The sequence below is a fragment of the Mesorhizobium sp. W050 genome, assembly GCF_054719535.1.
Genome location: NZ_JBTTIH010000001.1, coordinates 2,604,861 through 2,630,573, shown reverse-complemented (window position 1 = coordinate 2,630,573; position 25,713 = coordinate 2,604,861). Strand labels below are relative to the sequence as shown.

The 25,713-nt window shown below is 62.7% G+C and carries 24 protein-coding genes; 15 read left to right on the top strand and 9 right to left on the bottom strand.

All coding sequences use genetic code 11. The features are described 5' to 3' along the window. Nucleotides 1-43 precede the first annotated feature (43 nt). Nucleotides 44-550: a DUF2314 domain-containing protein gene (locus ACYG9Y_RS12755; RefSeq protein ID WP_023739362.1), complete on the top strand. Its 507-nt coding sequence runs from the start codon at nucleotides 44-46 to the stop codon at nucleotides 548-550. A gap of 21 nt (nucleotides 551-571) precedes the next feature. Here the strand turns inward: ACYG9Y_RS12755 and ACYG9Y_RS12750 are convergent, their stop codons facing one another. Then, nucleotides 572-1,498 carry a LysR family transcriptional regulator gene (locus ACYG9Y_RS12750; protein ID WP_023739361.1) on the bottom strand — a complete coding sequence of 309 codons (927 nt, stop codon included), beginning with the start codon at nucleotides 1,496-1,498 and terminating at the stop codon, nucleotides 572-574. Nucleotides 1,499-1,563: 65 nt separating this feature from the next. On the opposite strand from ACYG9Y_RS12750, the gene ACYG9Y_RS12745 reads away from it, so the two are divergent. Genes ACYG9Y_RS12745 through ACYG9Y_RS12735 form a run of 3 tightly spaced genes read left to right on the top strand, consistent with a single transcriptional unit; the run spans nucleotide 1,564 to nucleotide 3,294 of the window. Continuing rightward, complete coding sequence (locus ACYG9Y_RS12745; protein WP_023731195.1) at nucleotides 1,564-1,776, top strand: hypothetical protein; 213 nt, start codon at nucleotides 1,564-1,566, stop codon at nucleotides 1,774-1,776. A 28-nt stretch (nucleotides 1,777-1,804) separates the two neighbouring features. Beyond that, nucleotides 1,805-2,413: a class I SAM-dependent DNA methyltransferase gene (locus tag ACYG9Y_RS12740; RefSeq protein ID WP_023694158.1), complete on the top strand. Its 609-nt coding sequence runs from the start codon at nucleotides 1,805-1,807 to the stop codon at nucleotides 2,411-2,413. After that, the gene (locus tag ACYG9Y_RS12735) at nucleotides 2,410-3,294 is read left to right on the top strand and encodes a DMT family transporter (RefSeq protein ID WP_023739360.1); all 885 of its coding nucleotides are present in this window, start codon (nucleotides 2,410-2,412) and stop codon (nucleotides 3,292-3,294) included. Before ACYG9Y_RS12740 ends, ACYG9Y_RS12735 begins: the two co-directional genes overlap by 4 nt. A 20-nt stretch (nucleotides 3,295-3,314) precedes the next feature. Here the strand turns inward: ACYG9Y_RS12735 and ACYG9Y_RS12730 are convergent, their stop codons facing one another. Continuing rightward, nucleotides 3,315-4,256: a phosphoribosylaminoimidazolesuccinocarboxamide synthase gene (locus ACYG9Y_RS12730; RefSeq protein WP_023739359.1), complete on the bottom strand. Its 942-nt coding sequence runs from the start codon at nucleotides 4,254-4,256 to the stop codon at nucleotides 3,315-3,317. Between the two features lie 163 nt (nucleotides 4,257-4,419). Between ACYG9Y_RS12730 and ACYG9Y_RS12725 the strand changes: the two genes are divergently transcribed. The 3 genes from ACYG9Y_RS12725 to ACYG9Y_RS12715 are packed head-to-tail and all read left to right on the top strand — an operon-like array spanning nucleotide 4,420 to nucleotide 6,550. Then, on the top strand, nucleotides 4,420-5,391 hold the full coding sequence (locus tag ACYG9Y_RS12725; protein WP_023700825.1) for a DUF3592 domain-containing protein: 972 nt from the start codon (nucleotides 4,420-4,422) through the stop codon (nucleotides 5,389-5,391). Nucleotides 5,392-5,418: 27 nt separating this feature from the next. Then, on the top strand, nucleotides 5,419-5,940 hold the full coding sequence (locus tag ACYG9Y_RS12720) for a hypothetical protein (RefSeq protein WP_023739358.1): 522 nt from the start codon (nucleotides 5,419-5,421) through the stop codon (nucleotides 5,938-5,940). A 4-nt stretch (nucleotides 5,941-5,944) separates the two neighbouring features. Next, nucleotides 5,945-6,550 carry a hypothetical protein gene (locus ACYG9Y_RS12715; protein ID WP_245260453.1) on the top strand — a complete coding sequence of 202 codons (606 nt, stop codon included), beginning with the start codon at nucleotides 5,945-5,947 and terminating at the stop codon, nucleotides 6,548-6,550. A 23-nt stretch (nucleotides 6,551-6,573) separates the two neighbouring features. Here ACYG9Y_RS12715 and ACYG9Y_RS12710 read toward each other — a convergent pair whose 3' ends face one another. The 3 genes from ACYG9Y_RS12710 to ACYG9Y_RS12700 are packed head-to-tail and all read right to left on the bottom strand — an operon-like array spanning nucleotide 6,574 to nucleotide 10,756. Further along, entirely contained in the window at nucleotides 6,574-6,780 is a 207-nt protein-coding gene (locus ACYG9Y_RS12710) for a type II toxin-antitoxin system HicB family antitoxin (protein ID WP_023669048.1), read from the bottom strand. A gap of 4 nt (nucleotides 6,781-6,784) precedes the next feature. Beyond that, nucleotides 6,785-6,985: a type II toxin-antitoxin system HicA family toxin gene (locus tag ACYG9Y_RS12705; protein WP_023669047.1), complete on the bottom strand. Its 201-nt coding sequence runs from the start codon at nucleotides 6,983-6,985 to the stop codon at nucleotides 6,785-6,787. A 6-nt stretch (nucleotides 6,986-6,991) separates the two neighbouring features. After that, complete coding sequence (locus ACYG9Y_RS12700; RefSeq protein WP_023739356.1) at nucleotides 6,992-10,756, bottom strand: vitamin B12-dependent ribonucleotide reductase; 3,765 nt, start codon at nucleotides 10,754-10,756, stop codon at nucleotides 6,992-6,994. Nucleotides 10,757-11,487: 731 nt separating this feature from the next. Between ACYG9Y_RS12700 and gltX the strand changes: the two genes are divergently transcribed. Continuing rightward, entirely contained in the window at nucleotides 11,488-12,861 is a 1,374-nt protein-coding gene (gltX, locus tag ACYG9Y_RS12695) for a glutamate--tRNA ligase (RefSeq protein WP_023684934.1), read from the top strand. Here gltX and ACYG9Y_RS12690 read toward each other — a convergent pair. Continuing rightward, complete coding sequence (locus ACYG9Y_RS12690) at nucleotides 12,779-13,978, bottom strand: DUF2865 domain-containing protein (protein ID WP_023739355.1); 1,200 nt, start codon at nucleotides 13,976-13,978, stop codon at nucleotides 12,779-12,781. The genes gltX and ACYG9Y_RS12690 overlap by 83 nt on opposite strands. A gap of 210 nt (nucleotides 13,979-14,188) precedes the next feature. On the opposite strand from ACYG9Y_RS12690, the gene ACYG9Y_RS12685 reads away from it, so the two are divergent. Next, on the top strand, nucleotides 14,189-14,809 hold the full coding sequence (locus ACYG9Y_RS12685) for a DUF1287 domain-containing protein (protein ID WP_050593145.1): 621 nt from the start codon (nucleotides 14,189-14,191) through the stop codon (nucleotides 14,807-14,809). 5 nt (nucleotides 14,810-14,814) lie between these two features. On the opposite strand, the gene ACYG9Y_RS12680 is transcribed toward ACYG9Y_RS12685, so the two are convergent. Continuing rightward, nucleotides 14,815-17,139 (bottom strand): NADP-dependent malic enzyme, encoded by a 2,325-nt coding sequence (locus ACYG9Y_RS12680; RefSeq protein WP_023739353.1) that lies wholly within the window; start codon nucleotides 17,137-17,139, stop codon nucleotides 14,815-14,817. A 159-nt stretch (nucleotides 17,140-17,298) separates the two neighbouring features. Beyond that, the gene (locus ACYG9Y_RS12675) at nucleotides 17,299-18,078 is read right to left on the bottom strand and encodes an SDR family oxidoreductase (protein ID WP_023739352.1); all 780 of its coding nucleotides are present in this window, start codon (nucleotides 18,076-18,078) and stop codon (nucleotides 17,299-17,301) included. A 120-nt stretch (nucleotides 18,079-18,198) separates the two neighbouring features. On the opposite strand from ACYG9Y_RS12675, the gene ACYG9Y_RS12670 reads away from it, so the two are divergent. After that, nucleotides 18,199-19,014 carry a UDP-2,3-diacylglucosamine diphosphatase gene (locus ACYG9Y_RS12670; RefSeq protein ID WP_023739351.1) on the top strand — a complete coding sequence of 272 codons (816 nt, stop codon included), beginning with the start codon at nucleotides 18,199-18,201 and terminating at the stop codon, nucleotides 19,012-19,014. Nucleotides 19,015-19,118: 104 nt separating this feature from the next. After that, a complete protein-coding gene (locus tag ACYG9Y_RS12665; RefSeq protein WP_023726894.1) occupies nucleotides 19,119-20,333 on the top strand; it encodes an MFS transporter in 1,215 nt (404 codons plus the stop codon). Here ACYG9Y_RS12665 and dgcA read toward each other — a convergent pair. Beyond that, nucleotides 20,304-21,287 (bottom strand): N-acetyl-D-Glu racemase DgcA, encoded by a 984-nt coding sequence (dgcA, locus tag ACYG9Y_RS12660; RefSeq protein WP_023734570.1) that lies wholly within the window; start codon nucleotides 21,285-21,287, stop codon nucleotides 20,304-20,306. The two genes, ACYG9Y_RS12665 and dgcA, sit on opposite strands and share 30 nt — an antisense overlap. Nucleotides 21,288-21,364: 77 nt before the next feature. On the opposite strand from dgcA, the gene ACYG9Y_RS12655 reads away from it, so the two are divergent. From ACYG9Y_RS12655 to ACYG9Y_RS12640, 4 genes are read left to right on the top strand one after another with little or no spacing between them, the layout of a single operon-like run. Next, a complete protein-coding gene (locus tag ACYG9Y_RS12655; RefSeq protein WP_023708615.1) occupies nucleotides 21,365-22,552 on the top strand; it encodes an MlaE family ABC transporter permease in 1,188 nt (395 codons plus the stop codon). Between the two features lies 1 nt (nucleotide 22,553). Then, nucleotides 22,554-23,372 carry an ABC transporter ATP-binding protein gene (locus ACYG9Y_RS12650; RefSeq protein ID WP_023694175.1) on the top strand — a complete coding sequence of 273 codons (819 nt, stop codon included), beginning with the start codon at nucleotides 22,554-22,556 and terminating at the stop codon, nucleotides 23,370-23,372. Between the two features lie 14 nt (nucleotides 23,373-23,386). Continuing rightward, entirely contained in the window at nucleotides 23,387-24,760 is a 1,374-nt protein-coding gene (locus ACYG9Y_RS12645; protein ID WP_023715969.1) for an MlaD family protein, read from the top strand. Between the two features lie 37 nt (nucleotides 24,761-24,797). Then, on the top strand, nucleotides 24,798-25,439 hold the full coding sequence (locus tag ACYG9Y_RS12640; RefSeq protein ID WP_444849047.1) for an ABC-type transport auxiliary lipoprotein family protein: 642 nt from the start codon (nucleotides 24,798-24,800) through the stop codon (nucleotides 25,437-25,439). Nucleotides 25,440-25,713 lie beyond the last annotated feature (274 nt).

The following is a 25,713-nucleotide window of genomic DNA, read 5'->3' as shown; positions in this document are numbered from 1 at the left end:
GCCTTCCGGTAACGTGCCCGTGATCGGGTTTTCGGAGGGATCCATGCGCAATCCAGTTGTGGCTGTCGCACTTGCCGCCGCCGTCGGCTACGGGTTTTTCAGTTCGCTCGGCCACATGCCGGGCGGAAGTGGCGCTTCGCTGGCGGAGTCGAAGCAGAACGTCGTGTCCTATTCCACCGAGGACAAGGCGATGCAGGCCGCCAAGGACAGCGGCCGCTCGACCCTCAAGCGCTTCCACGAACTGATGGACGCCGGCACGCCGGGCACCTACACGGTAAAATTCCCGCTGACCCAGAACGGCGCCACCGAGCATATCTGGCTGCAGCTGGTGGGCTACAGCGAAGGCTCCTATATCGGCCTGCTTGCTGACGTGCCGGTCAATGGCAACAAGTACAAGATGGGCGACAGGATGACGGTAACCGAGGCCGACGTCGAGGACTGGATGATCAAGAACGGCAAGGTGATCTACGGCGGCTACACCACGCGCCAGGCGCTTGCGGATATGCCGAAGGAGCAGGTTGTAAAGTACGGGTTGACCTTCAAGGACTGAGGGTTGAGGCGCGGGCGAGTTTTATCGCGGGCCTAGAGGGCTGTCGCGCTTTTCGCGTTCGCGTATCTCTGCCGTCTGCGCCAGCACCCAGTCGCGAAACACCTTGATTTTGGGCGCGTTGCGGCGGCTCTCCAGATGCACCAGCCAATAGCCGTCGCCGTCCGATCCAAGCACGCCGAATGGCTGTATCAACTGGCCCTTTTCCAACAGGGCGCTGTAAAGGTTTTTGGTCAGGATCGCGGCGCCCTTGTCGGTCAGCGCCGCCATCGCATCATAGGCCTGCGTACCCAGTTTCGGGCCAGCGATGACGCGATCGGGCTCGAACGGCACGCCGGCAGCCTTGAACCAGATTTCCCACCAGGGATCGTCGGCACAGCATAGCGGCAGTTGGTAGAGATCCTCGGGGCGGTGGATGCCGCCGACGCTTTCGGCGAGTCTCGGGCTGAGCATCGGCGTATAGTCCGCCTTGAACAGATAGTGAGCCGTCAGTCCCGGCCAATTTCCACTGCCGGTGCGAATGCCGACATCCATGTCGCCGCGCGTGAAATCGACCAGCCCGTGCGATGTATTCACCTTCACGGCAAGGTCGGGATGCATCAGCTGGAATGTTCCAAGCCATACGGCCAGCCAGTTCGATGCGAAGGTTTCCATCGTCGTCACCGACAGCACGCCGGTCGCTCCACCCTTGGTGGCGACCCATGCGTCGGCCAGGGTCGAGAACGCGCCTGTTGCGTGCGGCGCCAGCTGCTGTCCGGCCTCGGTCAGCGCGATCTCCCTTGTTTTTCTTACGAAAAGCGGCGTTCCGGCACGTTCTTCCAGCACCTTTATCTGATAGCTGGCAGCTGATTGGGTCATGCCGAGTTCTTCGGCTGCCTTGGTGAAACTGCCCAGCCGGGCCGCGGCTTCAAAGACCCTGATGGCTCCTAATGGTGGCAGTTCCCAGCTCATGACGCATCAATCCTGCTGATGCATACTACGCGACGTTCGATTGGAAACCAAGCCCGGAAAACGGCATGCTGCATTCATCGGATCAAACCCTGGAGGATACGGCAATGACCACCACCATCGCTCTCTACAACACGCTTCGCCGGCCGATGCTCGACCTCTTCACCGCGCCGTTCAGACCTCGCAAGCACGGCCTGCTCGACCGCCGCTCGCTGTCGGATCATTTCCTCAGGGATATCGGCATGCTTGACGGACGCGTGCCTCCCGGCACCATTGGCTAAGCAAGCTCTTTGACCAGGGGAGGGAAAGATGACTGTGTTATCCGAGGATCTGGCGAAGAGCCGACAAACGATCAACGCCTATGAGGACTATGCCGAACGCTACGACGCTCTGGTGCGGCACGTTCCGAACCAAAGAGAACAGAAATGGCTGAAGCGCCTGGTGAAGATCGCCGGCAAAGGTGGCCGGATTCTTGAAGTCGGTTCGGGACCCGGATACGATGCGGACTTCGTCGAAGGGCTCGGTGTCCAGGTTCGGCGCACAGACGCAACGAAGCGGTTTCTCGAGTTGCAGGCCGCACGCGGCAAGCATGGTGAGTTTCTCGATCTCATCACCGACGATCTCGGCGGCCCCTACGACGCGGTGCTCGCATTGTGCGTCCTGATCCACGTGCCGCGCGAGCAGGCCGACCAGGTGCTTGCCAAGATTGCCGGGTCGCTGCGGCCGGGCGGCGCCTTCCTCGTCTCGATGCGCATTGGCGACGGCGAGAAGAGCGGCGAATATCATACGGTCTACTGGCGCAGGGACGACTTCGCGGCCCGCCTCGAAAACGCCGGGCTGGTTCTTGTCGGAGACGAATTCAACGTCGGCCGCGATCGCGAAGAGTGGACCACCTTTCTGGCTGTGAGGCCGTCATGACGCGCCGCGGACTGTTTTTGTTCGTGCTGCTCAGCCTCCTGTGGGGCATTCCCTATTTGTTGATCAAGCTGGCGGTTGCCGAGGTGTCGGTGCCCTTCCTGGTCTTTGCCCGAACAGCCGTCGGCGCCCTGGCGCTGCTGCCCTTCGTCCTTGTCCAGCGCAGTTTCGGATGGCTGAAGACACATTGGCGGGCGGTCGCCGCATTCTGTCTGGTCGAGATGATCCTGCCATGGGGGCTGATCACCCATGGCGAAGTCAGCATCGACAGTTCCACCGCCGGACTGCTGATTGCCATGACGCCGGCCGTAACCGTCGCGCTCTCCAAGCTGATGGGCTCGGATGAGCGGCTGGGGATACGCCGCTGGACCGGCCTTTTCCTCGGTTTTGCCGGTGTTTTCGTGCTGGCGCTGCCGACCTTGGGTGGCGGATTTCTCGCGGTCGTCGAGATTCTCATGGCCGCGGCCTGCTATGCCTCGGGTTCGATCATCGCGTCGCGCTGGCTGAACGATGTGCCGGCAACCTCGCTGACGGCAGTCTGTCTGGCAGGGGCCGCGCTGATCTACGCTGTGCCGGCGGCGTTGGCCTGGCCGGCGGCCATGCCGTCGACAACGGTGGTTGGCGCAATCCTCGGTCTTGGCGTGTTTTGCACGGCGATTGCCTTCGCCACCTACTTCCTGCTGGTGCGGGAGATCGGCCCCGAACGGGCGGTCGTCATCACCTATGTGGCGCCCGCCGTCTCCGTGGCAGCCGGCGTGCTCGTCCTTTCGGAGCCGCTCGATATCGGCATTGTCGCGGCCTTCGCGCTCATCCTGTGCGGATCATATCTCGGCACGTGGCGCGCTCCGCCAGAACCGTCCGCGTCCGCGACCTCGGCAAGTTGACCGGCGGCCGCCAGCCGCCGTCAGAAATAAGGTCGCAGGTTCTCGCGAATGCGGTCCAGCACCGTCTTTCCCGAGATATCGGCGGTGAAGGTCTTGCCGGTGATGGTCTCAAAGGCCTGCGTGTAAACCCGCGATGTCTGCTCGATGAGCTCGGCGGGGATTTTCGGAATACGATCCTTGTAGGGATCGCAGCGCGCGGTCACCCAGGCGCGAATAAAGTCCTTGTCGAAACTTTGCGGCCGCTCGCCCGCCTTGAAACGCTCTTCATAGCTTGCCGCAAGCCAGTAGCGGCTTGAGTCGGGCGTATGGATTTCATCGGCAAGGATGATGGCGCCATCCTTGTCCGTGCCGAACTCGTATTTGGTGTCGACCAGGATCAGGCCGCGCTTGGCGGCCAACGCTTTGCCGCGCGCAAACAGCGCCAGCGCATAGCGCGAGACTGTGTCCCATTGCTCTTCCGATAACAGGCCGCGCGTCAGGATCTCGTCGCGCGTCAAGGGCTCGTCATGACCGCCATCGAGCGCCTTGCTGGTCGGCGTGATGATGGCCTGCGGCAGCTTCTCATTGTCGCGCAGTCCGTCCGGCAGGCGGATGCCGTACATATCGCGTTCGCCGTTCTTGTATTTCGTCAGCACCGAAGTGCTGGTGGTGCCGGCGAGATAGTCGCGAACGACGATTTCCACCGGCAGAATGTCGAGCCTGGTGCCGACGACGACATTGGGGTCGGGATAATCGAGCACATGGTTGGGGCAGATGTCCGCCGTTTCCTCGAACCAGTAGCGCGCCGTCTGCGTCAGCAGCTCTCCCTTGAGCGGTATTGCGGTCAGGATCACATCGAAGGCGCTCAGCCGGTCGGTGGCGATGATGATGCGGCGGCCATCCGGCAGATCGTAATTCTCGCGGACCTTGCCTTTGTAGTGGTTCGGGAGTTCCGGAATGAAGGCATCCGAGAGAACGCGCAGTGCTGTCATCCTGGTCTCATGGCTCCTAACAGTTTGGGCGACTCTTAACAAAGTTGAGGGGGCTTCGATACCCGAGGAAGGGCGGTTCGTCCTTTGCGAATAATCAAGACATTGCCTTCGCCGTGCTATCTATTTGCAGCTTCCGGCACTCCTGGGGGACGCGGTGGACGTAGAGCTCAAATTTCTGATTGTCGGATTTGCCTGCGCGATCGCGGGCGGTCTGTCGTTCATCACCTTCGTCAAATGGCGCGAGGTGCAGGCGATGAGCCACTGGCTGCCGGCGCCGGGCAAGATCATCTCGTCGCGCGTCGAGGCGCGCGAAGTCAGAAGGTCGGGCGTCGGCTCGGACAGCAGCGACACCACCGAGATGCGCAATTTTCCGGCGGTCACCTTCGAATACAAGGTCGGTAAAAAGAAATTTCAAAGCTCGCGCTACAGCGTGAAGGAGAATCTGGGGAATTTCGAAGTCACCGAAACCTTGGCGCAGTTTCCCACCGGCGCTGAAGTGACCGTCTTCTACAATCCGGCCGATCCGGGCAAGGCCGTGATCGAACGCACCCTGCCGGACGGCGCCTTCAAGTTCATGGTCAAGCTCTCGGCCGGGCTGGTGATCGGCACGGTGGTGCTGGTGTTTTCGCTCGGTGGCGTGCTGGAGGCGATCCGGCCGCACCTGCCCAAGCCGCAGAACCTCGGCGCCGGAGCGCTGCTGCTGTTCATGGGCCTGATGATCCTGCGCATGGCCTTCGTCCAGAAGTCGCTTGCCGAGCAGGCGGCAAAATGGCCGGTCGCCCCCGGCCGCATTGACTCCTCGGGCCTGCAGACGCTGCGAAACTACAGCAGCCATCGACGCTGGAGCACCGTCTTCAAATCCCGCATCGTGTACAGCTACGGCGTCGCAGGCCAGCACTACACCTCAGACCGCGTCACCTTCGGCGCCACGGTCACCGCTTCAATGCCCGGCCTCGTCAGCGGCCAGGCGCGCAGCTATGCCGAGGGCGGCAAGGTCGACGTGCATTACGACCCAGCCAACCCCGCCTCGGCAGTGCTCGAATGCAGGGTGCGCGGGCTTTGGCTGCTGTGGGTCTGTTCGGCCGCGTTTTTGGGCGGCGCGGCTTGGCTGGTCGGTTTTATCTGAGGCGCCACTTTCATGACGAGACATCCAATGATCGTTCGCAGGCTGGCCGTCGTTTGCCTGGCTCTGCTCGGCGCCGTGCAGGCAGCGAGCGCAAGAGAGTGTCTGCTAAGCCACGCCACCTATCGCGAGCCGCGTTCGGGCGCGGTGTTGCAATTCCGGCCGCTCGACAATGAACCGGCGGCACTGACGGCCGAAGTGTTTTCGGTGACCGTCCCCAACACCGACACGCGCTTGCCGGCCGACATCACCTGGACCAATGGCAAAAATTCGTTTCCGCTCGGCACCATCCGCCATGCCTGCACCGACGACGACCGCGAAGCGGGGCTGGAGGACGGCAGCGGGATGTGCCGGATCTGGATGGGCCAGGTCTATGCCTTGACCGGAGGCGGCGCCGAGCAGCTGAATTCGCGCGAAGCGACACCGGCGCCGAAAGGGCTGTTGCTGCCCGATTTCGGCGCGGGCTTCACCGAATTTGCCGATTTCGCCAATGCCAATCCGGACGGCTCGGCGTGGGACGCCTTCACATTGACAGGATGCAGCGATGAATAGCGCCATGAGATCAATTGTCTGGATTTGCGTGCTGTTTGCCGCCGCGGCGATATCAGCCGCTGCATATGCGGACGAGCCGTCGCCGTCGCGCCCGCCGATCGACAAATGCGTCTGGGAAAAACTGGCCGACAAGACGGTTGGGCTGGCCGGTTGGGCGCAGCGCTGCGATTTCGGCTTCCGCCAGATCCATTTCGAGTTCGCCGGCAATGCGCTCGCCATCAAATACAGCGATGGCGGCACGCCCGATCCGCTGGTCGAGGTGTTCGACATTCAATCCGGCGAAACCGCAGAGGCCGCAGTGCTGCGACTGTTGCTGGAAAAGACCGACAAATCAGTCAGCGCCCGCTGCGTGCTGACGCCCTACACCGAGGGCACCGTGCCCACCGGCGTCAAACGCTACACATTCAGCCCCGATGCCGACTATGCAAAAGAACTGAAAGCGCTCGCCAATGATGAGGTCCCCGAACCGCCCTGCGGCGACTGGGGCGAAATGCCGGATGGTATTCAGTATTTCGAGGCGCCGGCGGGTGAGGGGCGGAGGGTGCTGTTCGTTCGGGCGGGGCAGGACGAGCCGCTGTTCGACGATCAGACGCTGCGGGTGCCGGGATAGGATGTTGTCCTGAAGGCTACCGCTTATGCCTCTACGTATTCCGCAAGACTGATTCCTTTGGGCACCTCCAGCCCATCGGCACGCAAGCCCTCGATGTGAAAGCGTATAGCGTCGCGAATTTCGATTTCTACTTCTGGCACGGTAGCACCAGTTGCGATGCAGCCGGGTAGGTCCGGCACATAGGCAGAGAAATTGTTGCCTGCTTTTTCAATCACCACCGCGTAACGCATATAGTCACTCCTTCAAACCAGACTGCTTGAGGATGCTGTTCAGTGTTCCTGGCGCAACCTCTTCAGACGGTTTGCCGGCCACGGTGACGCGGCCGGCTTTGGTTTTGTGCTTATATTGGCGATGGCTGCCCTTGGTTGCAACCAGATACCAACCGTCGGTCTCCAGCAGGCGAATGACTTCGCGGACTGTAAGCCGAGGCGGCATGAGTTCTCAGCTGCACCCGCTCGTCGATCCACAAGTATCGCACTTCTCGCAGGTCCCGTTCCGCACCATTGTGAAGTTGTGGCATTCCGAGCATTCGTTGCCGGTGTAGCCTTGCATCAAGGATTGCTGCCGCCGTGTGGAGGCAAGCGCCTTTGCCTCGGCCGCTTCTTTCGCTGCTTCGTCGGTGAACAACCCGGTGGGGTCGGCAGCCTCCTCGGAAACAATATCTTCGACCAATTCCTTGGCTCGCTCCTCATAGTCGCGCTTGTAGGCGATGGCTTCGTCGCTTGCTGGTTTAAGCGCCAACACGTTGGAGCCTGAGAACGCAGTTGGGGTGACCCGGGCAGGGGCCGCGGCAGGTGATCCGGCAAAACCCTTGGGTTCGCCACCTAGGCCAGACACCAACTTGACCGGCGAGGCGCCGCGGGTAAGGCCCTTCGAGAACGGCGTCGCCTTGCCTTCGTTGATGCCGCGTCCGAGCGCCGTCTTGTCGAAATCCGACTGGTCGACATGGGCGAGGTCGTGGCGGCCGAGGTAGGACACGGCGAGTTCGCGGAACACGTAGTCGAGGATCGACGTCGCATTCTTGATCGCGTCGTTGCCCTGCACCATGCCGGCCGGCTCGAATTTGGTGAAGGTGAAGGCCTCGACAAATTCCTCGAGCGGCACGCCATATTGCAAGCCAAGCGAGATGGCGATGGCGAAGTTGTTCATCATCGCTCGGAAAGCGGCGCCTTCCTTGTGCATGTCGATGAAGATCTCGCCGATGCGGCCGTCGTCGAATTCGCCCGTGCGCAGGTAGACCTTGTGGCCGCCGACGACTGCCTTCTGGGTGTAGCCCTTGCGGCGATTCGGCAGTTTTTCACGATCGCGGTAGAGGCGTTCGATGACGCGCTCGACGATCTTCTCGGTGACCTGCACGGCACGCTGTGAAGCGGGCGCCGCGATCAACTGCTCGACCGCATCGTCCTCGTCGTCCTCGCTGTCGGCGAGCAGCGACGAATTGAGCGGCTGCGACAGCTTCGAGCCGTCGCGATAGAGCGCGTTGGCCTTCAGCGCCAGCTTCCACGACAGCATGTAGGCGCCCTTGGCGTCTTCCACCGTCGCATCGTTGGGCATGTTGATGGTCTTGGAGATGGCGCCGGAGATGAAAGGCTGTGCCGCAGCCATCATCTGGATGTGGCTGTTGATGGACAGCGAGCGCTTGCCGATCTTGCCGCACGGGCTGGCGCAGTCGAACACCGCGAGATGCTCGGCCTTGAGGAAGGGCGCGCCTTCCAGCGTCATCGCACCGCAGACATGGATGTTGGCGGCTTCGATGTCCCTCCTGGAGAAGCCGAGCGCCGGCAGCATCTCGAACGAGAAGTCGTTGAGCTGCTCATCGGTGAAGCCGAACGTCTCCTTCACCCAGTCGGCGCCGAGCGTCCACTGGTTGAAGACGAACTTGATGTCGAAGGCCGACTTCAGTGCTGCATTGAGCGCCGCGATCTTGTCGTCGGTGAAGCCCTTCGCCTTGAGCGAGCCGGGGTTGACCGCCGGCGCCTGGTTCATGTTGCCGTGACCGACCGCATAGGCCTCGATCTCGGCGATCTGGCTTTCTGAGTAACCCAGTGTGCGCAGCGCTTCCGGCACGGCGCGGTTGATGATCTTGAAATAGCCGCCGCCGGCAAGCTTCTTGAACTTCACCAGCGCGAAGTCGGGCTCGATGCCGGTGGTATCGCAATCCATAACCAGGCCGATCGTGCCGGTCGGCGCAATCACGGTCGCCTGCGCATTGCGGTAGCCATGCTCTTCGCCGAGTTCGATGGCGCGGTCCCAGGCAGCCTTGGCGTGCGTGGCCAATTCCTGCTGCTTCAGGTCGGACGCGACCAGCGGCACCGGATTGACGGCGAGCTTCTCGTAGCCCTGTTTCTCGCCATAGGCGGCACGGCGATGGTTGCGCATGACGCGCAGCATGTTCTGCGCATTGCGGTCGTAATCGGCGAAGGCGCCGAGCTCGCCGGCCATCTCGGCCGAGGTGGCATAGGCAATGCCGGTCATGATGGCGGTGAGTGCGGCGCAGATGGCGCGGCCATCGTCGGAATCATAGGGAATGCCGGACGTCATCAGCAGGCCGCCAATGTTGGCATAGCCGAGGCCGAGCGTGCGGTATTCGTAGGACTGCTTGGCGATCTCCTTCGACGGGAATTGCGCCATCATCACCGAGATTTCGAGGACGACGGTCCACAGCCGCACCGTGTGCTCATAGGCGGCGATGTCGATCGTGCCGTCGGCATTGCGGTAAGGCAGCAGGTTGATCGAGGCCAGGTTGCAGGCCGTGTCGTCGAGGAACATGTATTCCGAGCACGGGTTCGACGCCCGGATCGCACCGGCCGAAGCGCAGGTGTGCCAGTCGTTCATCGTCGTGTTGAAATGCAGGCCCGGATCGGCCGAAGCCCAGGCGGCGTAGCCGATCTTTTCCCAGAGGTCGCGTGCCTTCAGCGTCTTCAGCACCTTGCCGTCCTTGCGGGCGGTCAGATGCCAGTCGGCATCCTCCTCGACGGCGCGCAGGAAGTTGTCCTTCAGCGACACCGAATTGTTGGAGTTCTGGCCGGAAACGGTGAGGTAGGCGTCGGAATCCCAGTCGGTGTCGTAGGTCTTGAACGACATCGCGGTGTAGCCCTGCTTGGCGAACTGGATGACGCGGTAGATGTAGTTCTCCGGCACGGCCGACTTCTTGGCCGCCTTGATCTCGCGCTTCAGCGCGGTGTTGATCGACGGGTCGAAGCAATCGTCATCATGGCCTTCGCAATTGATGCAGGCCTTCATGATCGCTTCGAGATGTTTTTTCACGATCTTGGAGCCGGTGACCAGCGACGCCACCTTCTGCTCTTCATTGACCTTCCAGTCGATGAATTCCTCGATATCGGGATGGTCGGCGTCGACAATGACCATCTTGGCCGCACGACGCGTGGTGCCGCCCGACTTGATTGCGCCCGCCGCGCGGTCGCCGATCTTGAGGAAGCTCATCAGGCCGGACGAACGGCCGCCGCCCGACAGCTTTTCGCCTTCGCCGCGCAGCATGGAGAAATTGGAGCCGGTGCCCGAGCCGTATTTGAACAGGCGCGCTTCGCGCACCCACAGGTCCATGATGCCGCCTTCGTTGACGAGATCGTCCTGCACGCCCTGGATGAAACAGGCATGCGGCTGCGGATGCTCGTAGGAGGACTTCGACTTGGTCAGCTTGCCGGTAAACGGGTCGACATAATAGTGGCCCTGGCTCGGACCATCGATGCCGTAGGCCCAGTGCAGACCGGTGTTGAACCATTGCGGCGAGTTCGGCGCAACGCGCTGGGTGGCGAGCATATAGGCGAGTTCGTCGCGGAAGGCGCTCGCGTCTTCTTCCGACTTGAAGTAGCCGCCCTTGTAGCCCCAATAGGTCCAGGTGCCGGCCAGCCGGTCGAAGACCTGGCGGGCGTCGATTTCGGAACCGTAGCGCTCGGCTTCCGGCAGCTTGGCAAGCTCGGCCTCGTCGGCGACGGAGCGCCACAGGAAGGAGGGGACGTCGTTCTCCTCGACCTTCTTCAGGCGCGCGGGCACGCCGGCCTTGCGGAAATACTTCTGCGCCAGGATGTCGGCGGCAACCTGCGAGAACTGCGCCGGCACATCGATATTGTCCAAGCGGAACACCACCGAGCCGTCCGGATTCTTGATCTCCGAAAGCGCCTTGCGGAATTCGATCTCCGCGTAAGCTGATTGGCCTGGCTTGGTGAAACGACGCTCGATGCGCATTGGTCCGGTCCCTTTTGTCTATATATAGCGCTTTTCCCCGGGGATTTCTGCCCCCAATGCGAAACGCGCATGTCCGCCGTCTGCCGGCGTTCGAAAACACCGGCTCTCCTTGTGGCAGTCTTCGTCGCCTTGCTGGTCGAGCTTCTTACGAAGCCGCTGTTCCAACTCTGCGCCGAACCCTGCGGGTCCCTCAAAACTGAATTTTTCCTCGATTCCCTCGACCGAGGGAAATTCACACTATCTAGCGTCGAACCTGCCTGCAAACACTAAATATAGTGTTAACAGACAATTTATTCCAGTCCGACAAATCTCCCTTTTCGCTCCCGAAGCCCCCACGATCCAACGCTTCCGCCAGCCTCGTAAACAGGCGGAAATCATGGCCAAAACGCACAAAATCCGGGAAAATGACCGGGCTCGAAACTCTCCGGTCGCGCCCTCAACAAGAGCACATGGCACATAAAAGGCGACTCGGTTTGCGTCGTCAAGGATTCGTTTGCGTAGCTTTTGTGACCCCAACATCTTGTGTGTCACATATGTGGATAACGGGGACAAAAAGCCGCTGAGGAAAGCCCGATTCTGCCGGCGTGGACCGCTGGTGAGCGGTTCACCCGAGACAGGCCCGGCCGGATTCTGGCTCACAGCCTTTTCATTTTAGCTGGCGTGCATTATGTCTTTGGCGTCGCGCGGGGGCGCGTCTTGTCAATTCCAAGAGCATCCGTTACGCCCCGCCCATGACAGTTACCGTCCGTTTTGCCCCCTCACCAACCGGCCGCATTCATATCGGCAATGCCCGCACCGCCTTGTTCAACTGGCTGTTTGCCATGAACAACAAGGGCCGTTTCATTCAGCGCTTCGACGACACAGACATTGCCCGCTCGAGGCAGGAATTTTCCGACGCCATCCTCTACGACCTGCACTGGCTGGGGATTTTTCCCGACGCCACCGAATACCAGTCGCGGCGCTTCGAAACTTACGACGCGGCGGTGGAGCGGCTGCAGAGAGCCGGCGTTGTCTATCCCTGCTACGAGACCCCCGAAGAACTCGACCTGCGCCGCAAGGTGCGCCGCACGCGCGGCCTGCCGCCGGTCTATGGCCGCGAGGCGCTGGCGCTTTCGCAGCAGCAGATCGCCGAATACCGCTCCGATGGCCGCCGGCCGCACTGGCGCTTTCTGCTGCCGAATTTCACCAGCGATCCGCTGCAGCCCGAACGCACCGAAGTGCACTGGAACGATCTGGTGCGCGGCGAGGAAACCGTCGATCTGGCCTCACTGTCCGATCCGGTGCTGCGGCGCGAGGACGGCACTTATCTCTACACGCTGCCTTCGGTCGTCGACGACATCGAGATGGGGGTCAGTCATGTCATCCGCGGCGACGACCACGTCACCAACACCGGCGTGCAGATCGCGCTGTTCAAGGCATTGGGCGCCGAGCCGCCTGTCTTCGGCCACCACAATCTCTTGACCACGGCCTCGGGCGAGGGCCTGTCGAAGCGCAGCGGTGCGCTGTCGATCGAAAGCCTGCGCGAGGAGGGCATCGAACCGATGGCTGTGGCTTCGCTGGCCGTCCTTGTCGGCACCTCGGAAAATGTCGCAGCGGTGCATGACATGCCGGCACTGGCCGCGCGCTTCGATCCCGCCGCCACGTCGAAATCGGCGGCCAAATTCGACCCGGACGAGCTGTTCGTGCTCAATCGTGCGCTCATGCACCACATGCCGTTTTCCGAGGCGCGGGATCGGCTGATCGTGCTCGGCATCTCCGGCGACAAGGCCGAGCCGTTCTGGCTGGCGGTGCGCGGCAATCTCGACCGGCTGAGCGACGCGGTCGGCTGGTGGCGCATCCTTGCCGACGGCCCGCAGCCCGCGCCGGAATTTTCCGACGAGGATCGCGACTTCCTGCAGCAGGCCTTCGACCTGTTGCCGGAAGAGCCGTGGACCGGAACGGTGTGGAAGGACTGGACGGCCAGGATCAGGGAAGCCAGCGGCCGCAAGGGCAAGGCGCTGTTCATGCCGCTGAGACTGGCGCTTACCGGACTTGCTTCCGGGCCGGAGCTTGCAGATCTATTGCCGCTGCTGGGTCGGGAAGGAACGCTGGCCCGACGACCCTGACCTTGCGCTGGTCCGGCGGGATCAGCGACACCGGCGACACCACCGGCTTGACGGCAAGGCGCTTGATGGCAGCGCGGTCGAGCCCGCCCTGCATATTGGCCAGCGTCTCCGGATCCGCGCCCGGATCGGGTTTGGCCGCCGGCACCGGAATGAATGGCGTTGTCTCGGTATCAGGCTGCGATTGGTCGGGCGGTGGCGGGTTGCCGCCGATGATCTCGAAATTTCCGGCCTGCGCATTGCAGCCACAAGCCAGCGGCCGCGACATGTTGGGCTGTTTGTAGAGATAGGCGGTCGGCAACTCGCTGTAGGGCCTGCCGGTCACCGACGACGTCATGTTGGCCGAATCGTCTTCCATGCCGCGCGAATAGAACACCTGCATTTCGGTGCCGGGGCAGCTCGATTCGCAATTCTTCTGGTCGCGCTCGAAATCGCCGAGCGAAGCCGAGTTCGACATCGGGAAGAAATAGCCGTCGCAGGTGCGCACGCAGCTCGTATGGAACTCGCCGCCGACCGTCGGGAAATCCGGCACGCCGGGCTGATTGAGCACCCGGCGCACATTGCGCTCCTCGCCGGGATCGTCGGGCTGGTCGAGCGTGTCAATCTGCCGGCTGCCGCCGAAAAGCTGGTCGAACAAATTGCCGTCATCCGGTTCGCGGCTGGCTTCTTGCAGCGGCTCCCGCAGGCGCGGCGCGGGCTCGTCGCGGCAGCCATTGGCGTCGAGCGCGGCCAGGATGCGGCCGTGGTCGCGCCGCGAGCCGCCGCCGGCAAGCTGGGCGCGCTTGGCTTGCAGCGCGTCGAGATTGGCGTTCATGCGATCGATGCTGCTGTTCAGCGCAGCGCATTGGCTGACATTGCGCGAAAACAGCGAAAACCCGCAATTCGCATCGCTCGCACGACCGCGCACCTTTGATAGCTGTTCGAACTGGCGGGAGATGGCCTTGTCATACTTCCGCACCATGCTGGAATTGCCGCCGCCATTCGATGAAGAAGCAAGCTCGGCTTCCAGTTGACGGCAAACGCGGGAGGCGGCCTGCGGTTCAGTGGTGGCGACGGCCGAAAGCACAAGCGCGCCGAGCAGCGCAGCCAGATGCTTCAGCCTCCATCGTCCGCCCGTCATTGCCCGAAACCCCGCTTGCCTGCCTGTCGCGATGCTACCGGATTCGCGGTTAATCGTTCCCTCAATCTACAACCAAAGATGGTCTTAGCCCATAGACGCGTTGAAGGAGGCGTTTGGATAGAGCGGCAACTGTGCGATCTCACCGCTGCATGAAAAAGGCGCAATCGCCCCGGAATTATCCCTCGATCCAGCAAAACCCGGGGACCGGGCATGACCACGCTTACCCGTCGAACCGCGCTGCAGTTCGGTCTGTTGTGCCTGGCGGCGCCCGCACCCTTGGCGCAGGAAAATCCAGCCGCTCCGGACTGGCGCAGCAAATTGGTCGAAGCCGCGCGTGAGCAGATCGGCGTCACCACCTTCTACGACCCGGCCTATGTCCGCCTCGGCTATCCCGGCGGCGACGTCGCGCCGGATAGGGGCGTGTGCACGGATGTCATCGTGCGCGCCTATCGCCGCGCCTTCAATCTCGACCTGCAGAAACTGGTGCATGAGGATATGGCCGCCAATTTCGCCGCCTATCCCAAGACCTGGGGCCTGAAATCGACCGACCGCAACATCGACCACCGACGGGTCGGCAATCTTGCCGCTTTTTTCGGACGCAACGGAGTTTCCTTGCCCGCCAGCGAGTATCCTCCCGACTTTCAGCCGGGCGATATCGTCACCCAGATGCTGCCCGGCAACCTGCCGCACATCGTCATCGTCTCATCCGAACGCTCGGCGGACGTGCCGGAACGAGCGCTGGTCATCCACAATATCGGGGCGGGCGCCCGCGAGGAGGACACGCTGTTTGCCTTCACGCAGACCGGGCATTACCGTTTCGTGCCTGCCTGACGGCGTCAGTTGAAATGAACCACCGCCTGTGCCTTGTGCGCCGCCTCGACCACCGCAAGCGCCGTCATGTTGACGACGCCGCGCGAGGTCACCGACGGCGTCAAAATATGCGCCGGCTTGTCGGTGCCAAGCAGGATCGGCCCGACATGCAGCGCATCCATCATCGTGCGCAGCGCGGTCAGCGTGATGTTGGCGGAGTCGAGGTTGGGGAACACCAGGAGATTGGCTTCGCCCTTCAGCCGCGAATGCGGATAGACGCGCTGGCGCAGATGCTCCGACAGGGCTGCATCGGCATGCATCTCGCCGTCGCATTGCAGGTCGGGCGCAACTCGCGCCAGGATCGCCGCCGCCTGCCGCATCTTCAGCGCGCTGGGGGAATCGCGCGAGCCGAAATCCGAATGCGACAGCAGCGCTGCCTTCGGCTCGATGCCGAACCGCTGGATTTCCTCCGCCGCCAGAATGGTCATTTCGGCGATCTCCTCGGCGGTCGGGTCGACCGAGACATGGGTGTCGGTGAGGAAGATGATGCCGCGTTGCGAGATCAGCATCGACAGCGTCGACAGGTCGCGGTCCTTGACGCCTGCGCGTGGTCCGATGACCAGCGTCACATTGCGCAGATGCCGCTCGAAACGGCCCTCGAGGCCGCAGATCATGGCGTCGGCATCGCCGCGCTTCAGCGCCAGCGCGGCAATCACCGTATTGTCGGTGCGCACCATGGTGCGCGCGGCCTCCGTCGTCACGCCGCGCCGGCCGGCAAGCTCGATCAACAGGTCGACATAATGGCGGTAGCGCGGATCGTCTTCCGGGTTGATCAGGCCGAAATCAACGCCCGGCTTGATACGCAGGCCGTAGCGCTTCAGCCTGACCTCGATGACATGCGGGCGGCCGATCAGGATCGGCTCGGCAATGCCTTCCTCCAGCACCACCTGGGCTGCGCGCAGCACGCGCTCGTCCTCGCCGTCGGCATAGATGACGCGCTTGGCGGTCGACGCCTTGGCCGACGAAAACACCGGCTTCATCACCAGGCCGGAGCGGAAGACGAAGCGGTTGAGCTGGTCGATATAGGCGGCGAAGTCGGTGATCGGCCGGGTCGCGACGCCGGTGTCGCAGGCAGCCTTGGCCACCGCCGGCGCGATGCGCAGGATCAGGCGGGGATCGAAGGGCGAGGGGATAAGGAAGTCGGGTCCGAAGATCGGCGTCTCGCCGGAATAGGCGCGGGCGGCGACGTCGGATGGTTCTTCGCGGGCAAGCGCGGCGATCGCCCGGACCGCGGCCATCTTCATCTCCTCGTTGATGGCGCTGGCGCCGCAATCCAGCGCACCGCGGAAGATGTAAGGAAAACAAAGCACGTTGTTGACCTGATTGGGGAAATCGGAACGGCCGGTGCAGATCATCGCGTCGGGACGAGCGGCGCGCGCGACCTCCGGCATGATCTCGGGATTGGGGTTGGCCAGCGCCAGGATCAACGGCTTAGGCGCCATATGATCAAGCAATTCCGGCTTCAGCACGCCGGCGGCCGACAGGCCGAGAAAAACGTCGGCGCCAGGGATCACATCGGCCAGCGTGCGCGCCTCGGTGTCCTTCACATAGGGGTCTTTCCAGCGATCCATCTCGTCGGTGCGGCCCTTGTAGGCGACGCCGAAGCGGTCGGTGACCCAGATATTCTCTACCTTGGCGCCAAGCGAGACCAACAGGTTGAGGCAGGCGAGCGCTGCCGCACCGGCGCCTGAGGTGACGATCTTGATGTCGGAAATGGTCTTGCCGGCGAATTCCAGCCCGTTGAGCACCGCGGCGGCGACGATGATGGCGGTGCCATGCTGGTCGTCATGGAAGACGGGAATGCTCATGCGGGCCTTCAACTGCGCCTCGACCTCGAAGCATTCGGGCGCCTTGATGTCCTCGAGATTGATGCCGCCGAATGTCGGTTCCAGCGCCGAGATCGTCTCGACCATGCGCTCTATGCCCGGCGCGTCGATCTCGATGTCGAAGACGTCGATGCCGGCGAATTTCTTGAACAGCACCGCCTTGCCTTCCATCACCGGCTTGGAGGCGAGCGGGCCGATATTGCCGAGGCCGAGAACGGCCGAGCCGTTGGAGACGACGCCGACCAGATTGGCGCGCGCCGTGTAGTCGGCGGCCGTCGCCGGATTGTCGCGGATTTCGAGGCAGGGGGCGGCAACACCAGGCGAATAGGCCAGCGCCAGATCGCGCTGGTTGCCGAGTGGCTTGGTCGCCTGGATCTCGAGCTTTCCCGGCCTTGGATGCTTATGGAAGTAGAGGGCGGCTTCGTCGAGGTCCGAACGTGCCGTTTTCTTGTTCTCGCCTTCCATGCGGCCGCTCCCTCAAACCTGCTTTGCAGCCTTTTAGCACGCAAAAATGGTTTTTCGCGACGCCAAATGACGCAAGGGCGGCTAAAAGAACCGGGGCCGAAAAGACCGAATTGTTTCAAACGGTTGCGCGGAAATCCTGCTGAGGATGCACTGAGCCCTTCAGAACGCGCTGACATAGAGGCCGCCATCGACCGGGATGTTCTGGCCGGTGAGATAACCGGCATGGACCGAGCACAGAAAGGCGCAGATCTGGCCGAACTCTTCCGGCGTGCCGAGCCGCTTGGCCGGAACGTCGGCGCTGATGCGGGTCTTGCGCGCTGCGGCCGCTGCCGGGTCTTCCATCGTGCCGGCCTCATGCGGGCCGCGCAGCCGGTCGGTGTCGAGCTTGCCCGGCAGCAGGCTGTTGATGGTGACGTTGCGGTCGATCACCGTGCGCGCCACGCCGGCCAGGAACGAAGTCAGCCCGGCTCGCGCGCCGGACGACAGATCGAGGCCGGGAATCGGGACGTAGACCGACAGCGAGGTGATGTTGACGATGCGGCCGAAGCCGCGCATGGCCATGCCGTCGATGACGGCCTGCACCAGTTCGATCGGCGTCACCATGTTCTGCGTCACGCCTTCGAGGATCTTTGCGCGGTCGAGTTCGCGGAAATCGCGCAAGGGCGGGCCGCCATTGTTGTTGACCAGGATATCCGGGTCGGGGCAGGCGGCTAGGATCGCCTTCTGCACCTCGGGCGTCGAGACGTCGCCGACGATCTCGGTCACCTTCACGCCGTAGCGTTCGCGCAGTTCGGCTGCGGTTTTTGCCAGCAGCTCGGCATTGCGGCCGTTGACAACGAGATCGCAGCCGGCCTCGGCCAGCGCCGTGGCGCAGCCGCGGCCAAGCCCTTTGCTCGATGCGCAGACGATGGCCTTCTTGCCCTTGATGCCAAGATCCATGACGATTTTCTCCTGTGAATGGCGCGGCACGCTAGCCCTTTGGCTGGCCCAATCGCAACCGTCATACGGTTGTTGCATGAATCGGGGCATAGCCTGCGCGAAAGCAACGGTGACGATCTGATGTCCGGTACAGAAACCCGCACTTTCCGCAGCATGTTCATATCCGACCTGCATCTCGGATCGAAGGCGGCCAAGGCCGAGTTCCTGATCGATTTCCTGCGGTATCACGACGCCGATATCATCTATCTCGTCGGAGACATCGTCGACGGCTGGCGTCTGCGGCGCAGCTGGCATTGGCCGCAGAGCCACAATGACGTCGTCCAGAAACTGCTGCGCAAGGCGCGCAAGGGCACCTCGATCACCTATATCGCCGGCAATCACGACGAATTCGCGCGCCAGTTCCAAGGCGTGCATTTCGGCGGCATCGTCGTTGCCGACCGCGCCATCCACGAAACCGCCGATGGCAGGCGCCTGCTGGTCATCCACGGCGACCAGTTCGATACCGTCGTCCACAATGCACGCTGGCTGGCCTACCTCGGCGACTACGCCTATGACGCCGCGATGGTGGTCAACCGCGTGGTGACGAGGCTCCGCCATATGCTCGGCCTTCCCTACTGGTCGTTCTCGTCCTGGGCCAAGGTCAAGGTCAAGAAGGCGGTGAACTTCATCGGCTCGTTCCAGACGGTGCTGACCGAGGAGGCCCGCCGCTCGCATGTCGACGGCGTCATCTGCGGCCACATCCATCACGCCGCGATCGAGACTTATGAGGATGTGCAGTACATCAACACTGGCGACTGGGTGGAGAGCTGCACGGCGGTGGTCGAACATTTCGACGGCAAGATGGAGATCATCCACTGGGCGCTGGTGCTGCCCGAAGCACCGGACGAGCCGCTCATCCCCTTGCTGATCGAAGACAGGGTCGTCGAAGCGGCATAACCCTCCTGTTAATCGACTGGCCCAGGCAGTTTCGGACCGCTTTCGCGCATGTTAAGGGATCGATCTGCGTTGCAGCCCTTTGTGCAGCGTAATTGGATCGATTCATGTCGCTGCCGCCGCTCTCGCCCGAACAACTCGTCAAGCCGCGCCATTTCGAACTGCGCATGAGTCTGATCTTCGCGACATTATTCGTGTCGCTGGGAACGCATGTGCCTTATTTCCCGCTGTGGCTGCATGCCCAGGGTTTCCACGCCGAGCAGATCGCCATCATCCTGGCGGCGCCGATGTTCCTGCGCGTGGTGACGACGCCGCTGCTGACCGCGCTGGCGGACCGGGCGAAGGACAGGGCCGATGTCTATATTGCGCTGGTGGCCGCGACGATGGTGCTTTCCGCCGGCTATTTCCTCACTCCCACCTATGCGGCGGTGCTTGCCGTATCGCTGGCGCTGACGGTGGTGTGGACGCCGCATTCGCCGATCGCCGATTCGCTCGCGCTGTCGGGCGTGCGCCGCTTCGGCTCGAACTACACCGCGATGCGCAAATGGGGCTCGATCTCCTATCTCTGCGCCAACGTCGCAGGCGGCTTTATCCTGGCCTGGACGAGCCCGCAGGCCGTGCCGGTAATCATCTTTGCGGCATTGTCTGCCGCGCTCGTCGCCGGATTGCTGGCGCCGCGGCTTGGCCGCCCGCGCCGGGCTTCGCCGCTTTCGGCCGCCGACATCCAGCATCAGGCGCCGAGCCTTCTCAATCCGTATTTCCTGTATTTCACCCTCGGCGTCGGCATCATCACCGCCAGCCATGCCTTCCTCTACGGCTTTGTCTCAATCTACTGGAAATCGGTCGGCATCAGCGATTCCGTCGTTGGCCTGCTGTGGGCCTGGGGCGTGGTGGCCGAGGTCTGCATGTTCGTGTTTTTCAACCGTATTTTTGCCTCCGTCTCAGTCGTCAAGGTGATGCTGATCGCCGGCGTCGGCTCCATCGTGCGCTGGATCGCCTTTCCGTTGATCTGGCCACTCGGGCTTGGCGTTGCCGGTTTCTTCGGCGTCCAGACCCTGCATTCGGTGTCGGTGGCGATGGTGTTGATCGGCCTGCAGAAGATGATCGGCGAAACGGTTTCGGAAGAACGCACGGGTGCGGCGCAAGGCATTGCCTATTTCTTCAACGGCTTCTTCATGGCGGCGGTGACGCTGGCGTCCGGCCCGCTTTACGAGCGCTACGGCGTCGACGGCTTCCTGGCGATGATCCCGATCGCCATCGTCGGCCTGGCGCTGATCGGGCTCGCCGCGCGTTCAGCCCCACAGCATCCTGTCAGGCGGTGACACCAGCGACCCCTGGTACACGAGGCCGGGCTGGCGGTCGCGGGCAAGCAGCAGCGGACCGTCGAGGTCGACGAAGTCGGCGCCTTGCGCCAAAAGCACTGCCGGCGCCATCGCCAGCGACGTGCCGACCATGCAGCCGACCATCACGCCGAATCCCAGCTCCCGGGCGCGGTTGCGAAGGGTAAGGGCGGCGGTCAGGCCGCCGGATTTGTCGAGCTTGATGTTGACGGCGTCATAGAGGCCGACAAGCGTTTCGAGGTCCTTCGCCTCGTGGACGCTTTCGTCTGCGCAGATCGGCACCGGATGCGCGATGTGGCGCAGGATGGCATCATGGCCGGCGGGAAGCGGCTGTTCGATCAGGGCTATGCCATGTTCGGCGGCGAAAGCGAGATTCTCGATGATGTTGGCATCGATCCAGCCTTCATTGGCGTCGAGGATGATGCGGCTGTCGGGCGCCGCTTCGGTCACGGCGCGGATGCGGGCCATGTCGTTGTCGCCGCCAATCTTGACCTTGAGCAGCGGCCGCCCGGCATTGGCGCGGGCTTGCGCCGCCATTGCCTCCGGCTCGCCCAGCGACAGCGTGTAGGCCGTCTCCAGCGCCGACAAGGGCACAACGTGGATGGCGTCCGCGACCGCAACGCCGCTGATCTTGGCCTCCAGGTCCCACAAGGCGCAATCGATGGCGTTGCGGGCAGCACCCGCCGGCATCGCATCGAGCAGGTCCTTGTGGCTGATGCCGCCTTCTATCTGCCGGCGCATGGCCTCGATGGCGTCGCGCACCCCCTCCATAGTCTCGCCATAGCGCTTGTAGGGGACGCATTCGCCCCATCCGCGATTGTCCCCATCACTGATCGTGCAGGTAATGACTTCGGCTTCGGTCTTCGACCCGCGCGAGATGGTGAAGGTGCCGGCAATGGGAAAACGCTCGGCCTCAACCGAAATGACACGCGCCATAATTTTCTGCTCCGGCTATGCGACAACGCGTCGTCGGCAAATCGACAGGTACGACCCGTCAGGCTAAACAGGACGCCATGTTGACCATCGGCAAACGCGACGCAAGCGGCAACGCCGCCAAGGAGGCCGACCACCAGCCCCGCGTTGCGGTCGGCGAGGAGGGCGGCGTCCTCGGCTGCGCTTTCTCCGGCATCTGGACGACGACGACAGTGGCGCTGATCGACGCCGAGATGCGCAAGATCGAGCAGCGCAAAGGCTTCCAGACGCTCGCTTTGGATCTTTCCCACATCGAGAAGATGGACACCGCCGGCGCCTGGCTGATCGATCGCCTGGTCAGTGTCTTCGAAAAGAAGGGTGTCGAGATCAAGATGCAGGGGCAAAGCGATGTCGCCTCGATCCTGCTCGGCGCCGTTGGCGAAGCTGTCCGGCGCGAGCCCGAATCGCGCGGCGTCCGGCGCCCCAACATCATCCTCCGCGGGCTGGAGGCGGTCGGCCGCCGCATCTATGAGATGCGCGACGATTTCCTCGCCTCGATGAACATCCTCGGCGCCACCATCGGCGGCGCCCAGATGAAGCTCGGGCGCGGCCATGCCATCAATCCGGCGGCGATCTTCAACCAGATCGATCGCATGGGGGTCGGCGCCATCCCCGTGGTGGTGCTGATGTCGGCGATCGTCGGCGCCATCGTCGCCCAGCAGGGCGCCTACCAGCTCAATTATTTCGGCGCCAACATTTTCGTTGTCGATCTGGTCGGCGTGCTGATCCTGCGCGAACTCGGCGTGCTGATGACCGCCATCATGATCGCCGGCCGCTCCGGCAGCGCCATCACCGCCGAGATCGGCTCGATGAAGATGCGCGAGGAGGTCGACGCGCTGAAGGTCATCGGCCTCAACCCGATCGGCGTGCTGGTGTTTCCGCGCCTGGTGGCGCTGGTGATCGCGCTGCCCTGTCTCACCATCGTCGCCAATTTTGCCGCTCTTGGCGGCGGCATCCTAGCCGCCTGGCTTTATTCCGGTATTGCGCCGACGGCCTTCATCGACCGGCTGCGCGGCGCGATCGATATCAGCACCATCTTCGCCGGGCTGATCAAGGCGCCGTTCATGGCCATGATCATCGGCACCATTGCTTCCGTTGAAGGCATGAAGGTCGGCGGCAGCGCCGAATCGCTGGGTCTGCACGTCACCGCCTCGGTGGTGAAGTCGATCTTCGTCGTCATCATCCTCGATGGCCTTTTCGCCATCTTCTACGCATCGATCGAGTTCTGACATGATGCGCAGAAACTCAAAGGCGACCAAGGCTATGCAGGGAACGGGCGAAAGCGATATCGTGCTGTCGGTGCGCGACATCACCGTTGCCCTGGACGACAAGCTGATCCTCGACAAACTGGCGCTCGACATCAAGCGCGGCGAAATCCTCGGTTTCGTCGGCGCCTCGGGCGCCGGCAAATCGGTGCTGCTGCGCACGATTCTCGGCCTGCTGCACAAGCAGTCCGGCACGATCAAGCTGTTTGGTCTCGACCTCGAAAAGGCCAGCGACATCGAGCGGTTGCGCATCGACATGCGGCTTGGCGTGCTTTTCCAGCACGGTGCCCTGTTTTCGGCATTGACCGTGCAGGAAAACGTGCAGGTGCCGATGCGCGAATATCTCGATCTGCCGAAGAAACTGATGGACGAGCTGGCCTTGCTCAAGATCGAACTGGTCGGCCTGCCGCCGGACGCCGCGCAGAAATTTCCCTCGGAGCTTTCGGGCGGCATGATCAAGCGCGCCGCCCTGGCACGGGCGCTGGCGCTCGACCCCGATATCGTCTTCCTCGACGAGCCGACTTCCGGCCTCGACCCGATCAGCGCGTCCGAATTCGACGAATTGGTGGTGAAGTTGCGCGATACGATGGATCTGACGGTCTATATGGTGACGCACGATCTCGACACGCTGTTTACCGCTTGCGACCGCGTGGCGGTGCTCGGCAACAAGAAAATCCTGGTCGAAGGCACGATCGACGACATGCTGAAAAGCGAAGAACCGTGGGTCAAATCCTATTTCCGCGGAAAACGCGCTCGGCAACTTGATCTTGCCGCGCGCGCATAGACATAAGTGGGGCAATGGAAACCAGAGCCAACTACGTAATTGTCGGCATTTTCACCCTGGCTGCGATCCTGGCGGCGTTCGGGTTCGTCTATTGGACCGCCCAGATCGGTGATCGCGGCGAGACGGCGGAACTGCGCGTGCGCATTCAGGGTTCGGCCTCCGGCCTCGGCCCCGGCAGTCTGGTGCTGTTCAACGGCGTCAAGGTCGGGGTGGTCAAGCGCGTCTATTTCGACCGCAATGACCCCAATGCCGCCATTGCTACGACCGAGATCGACCAGACAACGCCGCTCACCAAATCGACGCAGGCCGATATCGGCATCGCCAGCCTTGCCGGCCAGGTCAACATCGAATTGAAGGGCGCCGATCCCAAGGAACCGAACCTGCTGGAAGAGGCGGCAAAGGAAGGCAGGACGGCCGAGATCATCGCCAATCCGTCAGCGGTCACCAACCTGCTGCAGACGGCGCAGAACATCTTCACCCGCGCCGACAAGGTGCTTTCCGACCTAGAAGGGTTCACCAGGGATGTGCGCGGGCCGCTGACCCAGACCGTCAAGAACGCCCAGACATTTTCCGATGCGCTGGCCAGGAATGCCGACGGCATCGACAAGTTCCTGACCGCCGTCAGCGCGCTGTCGGACGAGTTGAAGGGTGTTTCCGGCAAGCTCGACGGCACACTGAAGGCTGCCGAAGGCCTGCTCAATGCCGTCGACAAGGACAAGATCAAGAGCATCGTCGCCAATGTGGACGCCGTCACCGCCAATCTGAAGGAGACCAGCGGACAGCTCGACGGCGTGATCAAGAACGTCGATACCGCGGTCGGCTCGGTCAACGATTTCGCCAAGCGCACGCAAGGCACGCTGGCAAAGGTCGACAATGTGCTCGACGGCATCGATCCGGCACAAGTGCGCGTGGCGCTCGCCAACATTCAGAAGGCCAGCGAAAACGCCAACAAGGCCGCCGCCGACATCGCCAAGGTGACCGACAAGTTCGCCGACCGGGCCGACGACATCGACGAGACGATCAAGGACGCCAAACAGCTTGCGTCGCGCCTCAACGATGCCTCGGTGCGCGTCGACGGCATCCTGAAAAGGGTCGATACGCTGCTCGGTTCGGGCCAGGCCGACGGCGTCATGGCCGATGCCAGGGACACGCTGAAGTCGTTCAAGCAGGTCGCCGACACGCTGAACGCCCGGCTTGGCACGATCACCGACAATATTGCGCGCTTCTCGGGCCAGGGCCTGTCGAATGTCGAGGCGCTGGTCCAGGACAGCCGGCGTTCGATCAGCCGCATCGAAGAGGCGGTGACCGATCTCAGTCGCAACCCGCAGCGCATCCTGTCGGGCGGCGACGGCGAGGTCCGGCAGTTCGATGGCAGGGCACGGCGTTGACTTCCGTGCCCGCCCGCAGCAATTACATGGACCGCGGATGCGGATTCATCATACGATCCGGGGACAGTGGGGATCACGCGTGACGTTCGGGTTGGGTGGGTATAGATCGGCAGTCGTTTTGCTTGGCTTGACGCTGGCTGGTTGCGCGGCATTGGGAGGCAAGCCGGCGCCGCTCGATACGTTCGAGCTGTCCGCCCCGTCGATCGACGCCCATGGCCACAGCCGCCGCCAGATCCTGATCGCCCAGCCCTCCGCGCTCAAGGCGCTGGACAGCCAGAACATCGTCATCAAGCCGTCAGATCGCTCGATCCAGTATCTCAAGGGCGCGCAATGGGCCGACCGGCTGCCGCTGATCGTGCAGGCGAGGCTCGCCGAAACCTTCCAGCGCTCCGGAAGCTTTGCCGGCGTCGGCAAGCCGGGCGAGGGGCTGGCGATCGACTACCAGGTGATCGTCGAGATCCGCTCCTTCGAAGTCCGCGTCAATGGCGGCGAGCATGCCGAGGTCAATCTCTTCGTACGCATCCTGAACGACCGCAACGGCGAGGTGCGCGCCTCGAAGAGCTTTACCGCATCCGCTCCCGTCTCCGGCAGCGGCAATCCGGCCTATGTCAACGCGCTCGACAGCGCCTTCGGCGAGGCGGCGAAGGATATTGTGGGCTGGACGGATTCGGTGATCTGAGCCGGTCGAGGCTTCGAACGATCGTTCGTCGCGTTAAGCCATCACTCGACCAAATATCGCAGGTTCGCGCTGACCCTCATTGCGCTGCCGGGCATTTCTCCCCGTATAGTGACGAAGAGAAAGAACGCCATCGCCAATGATTTCGCCAATTGTCACCGTCGCAGTATGGGCGGCGAGGCTGATGCCATCTCCCTTCACCCCGTCGCTATACGGGAGAAGGTGCCGCAGGCGGATAAAGGGCAGCGCAGACCGACATTTTGCACACAGAAAAGGC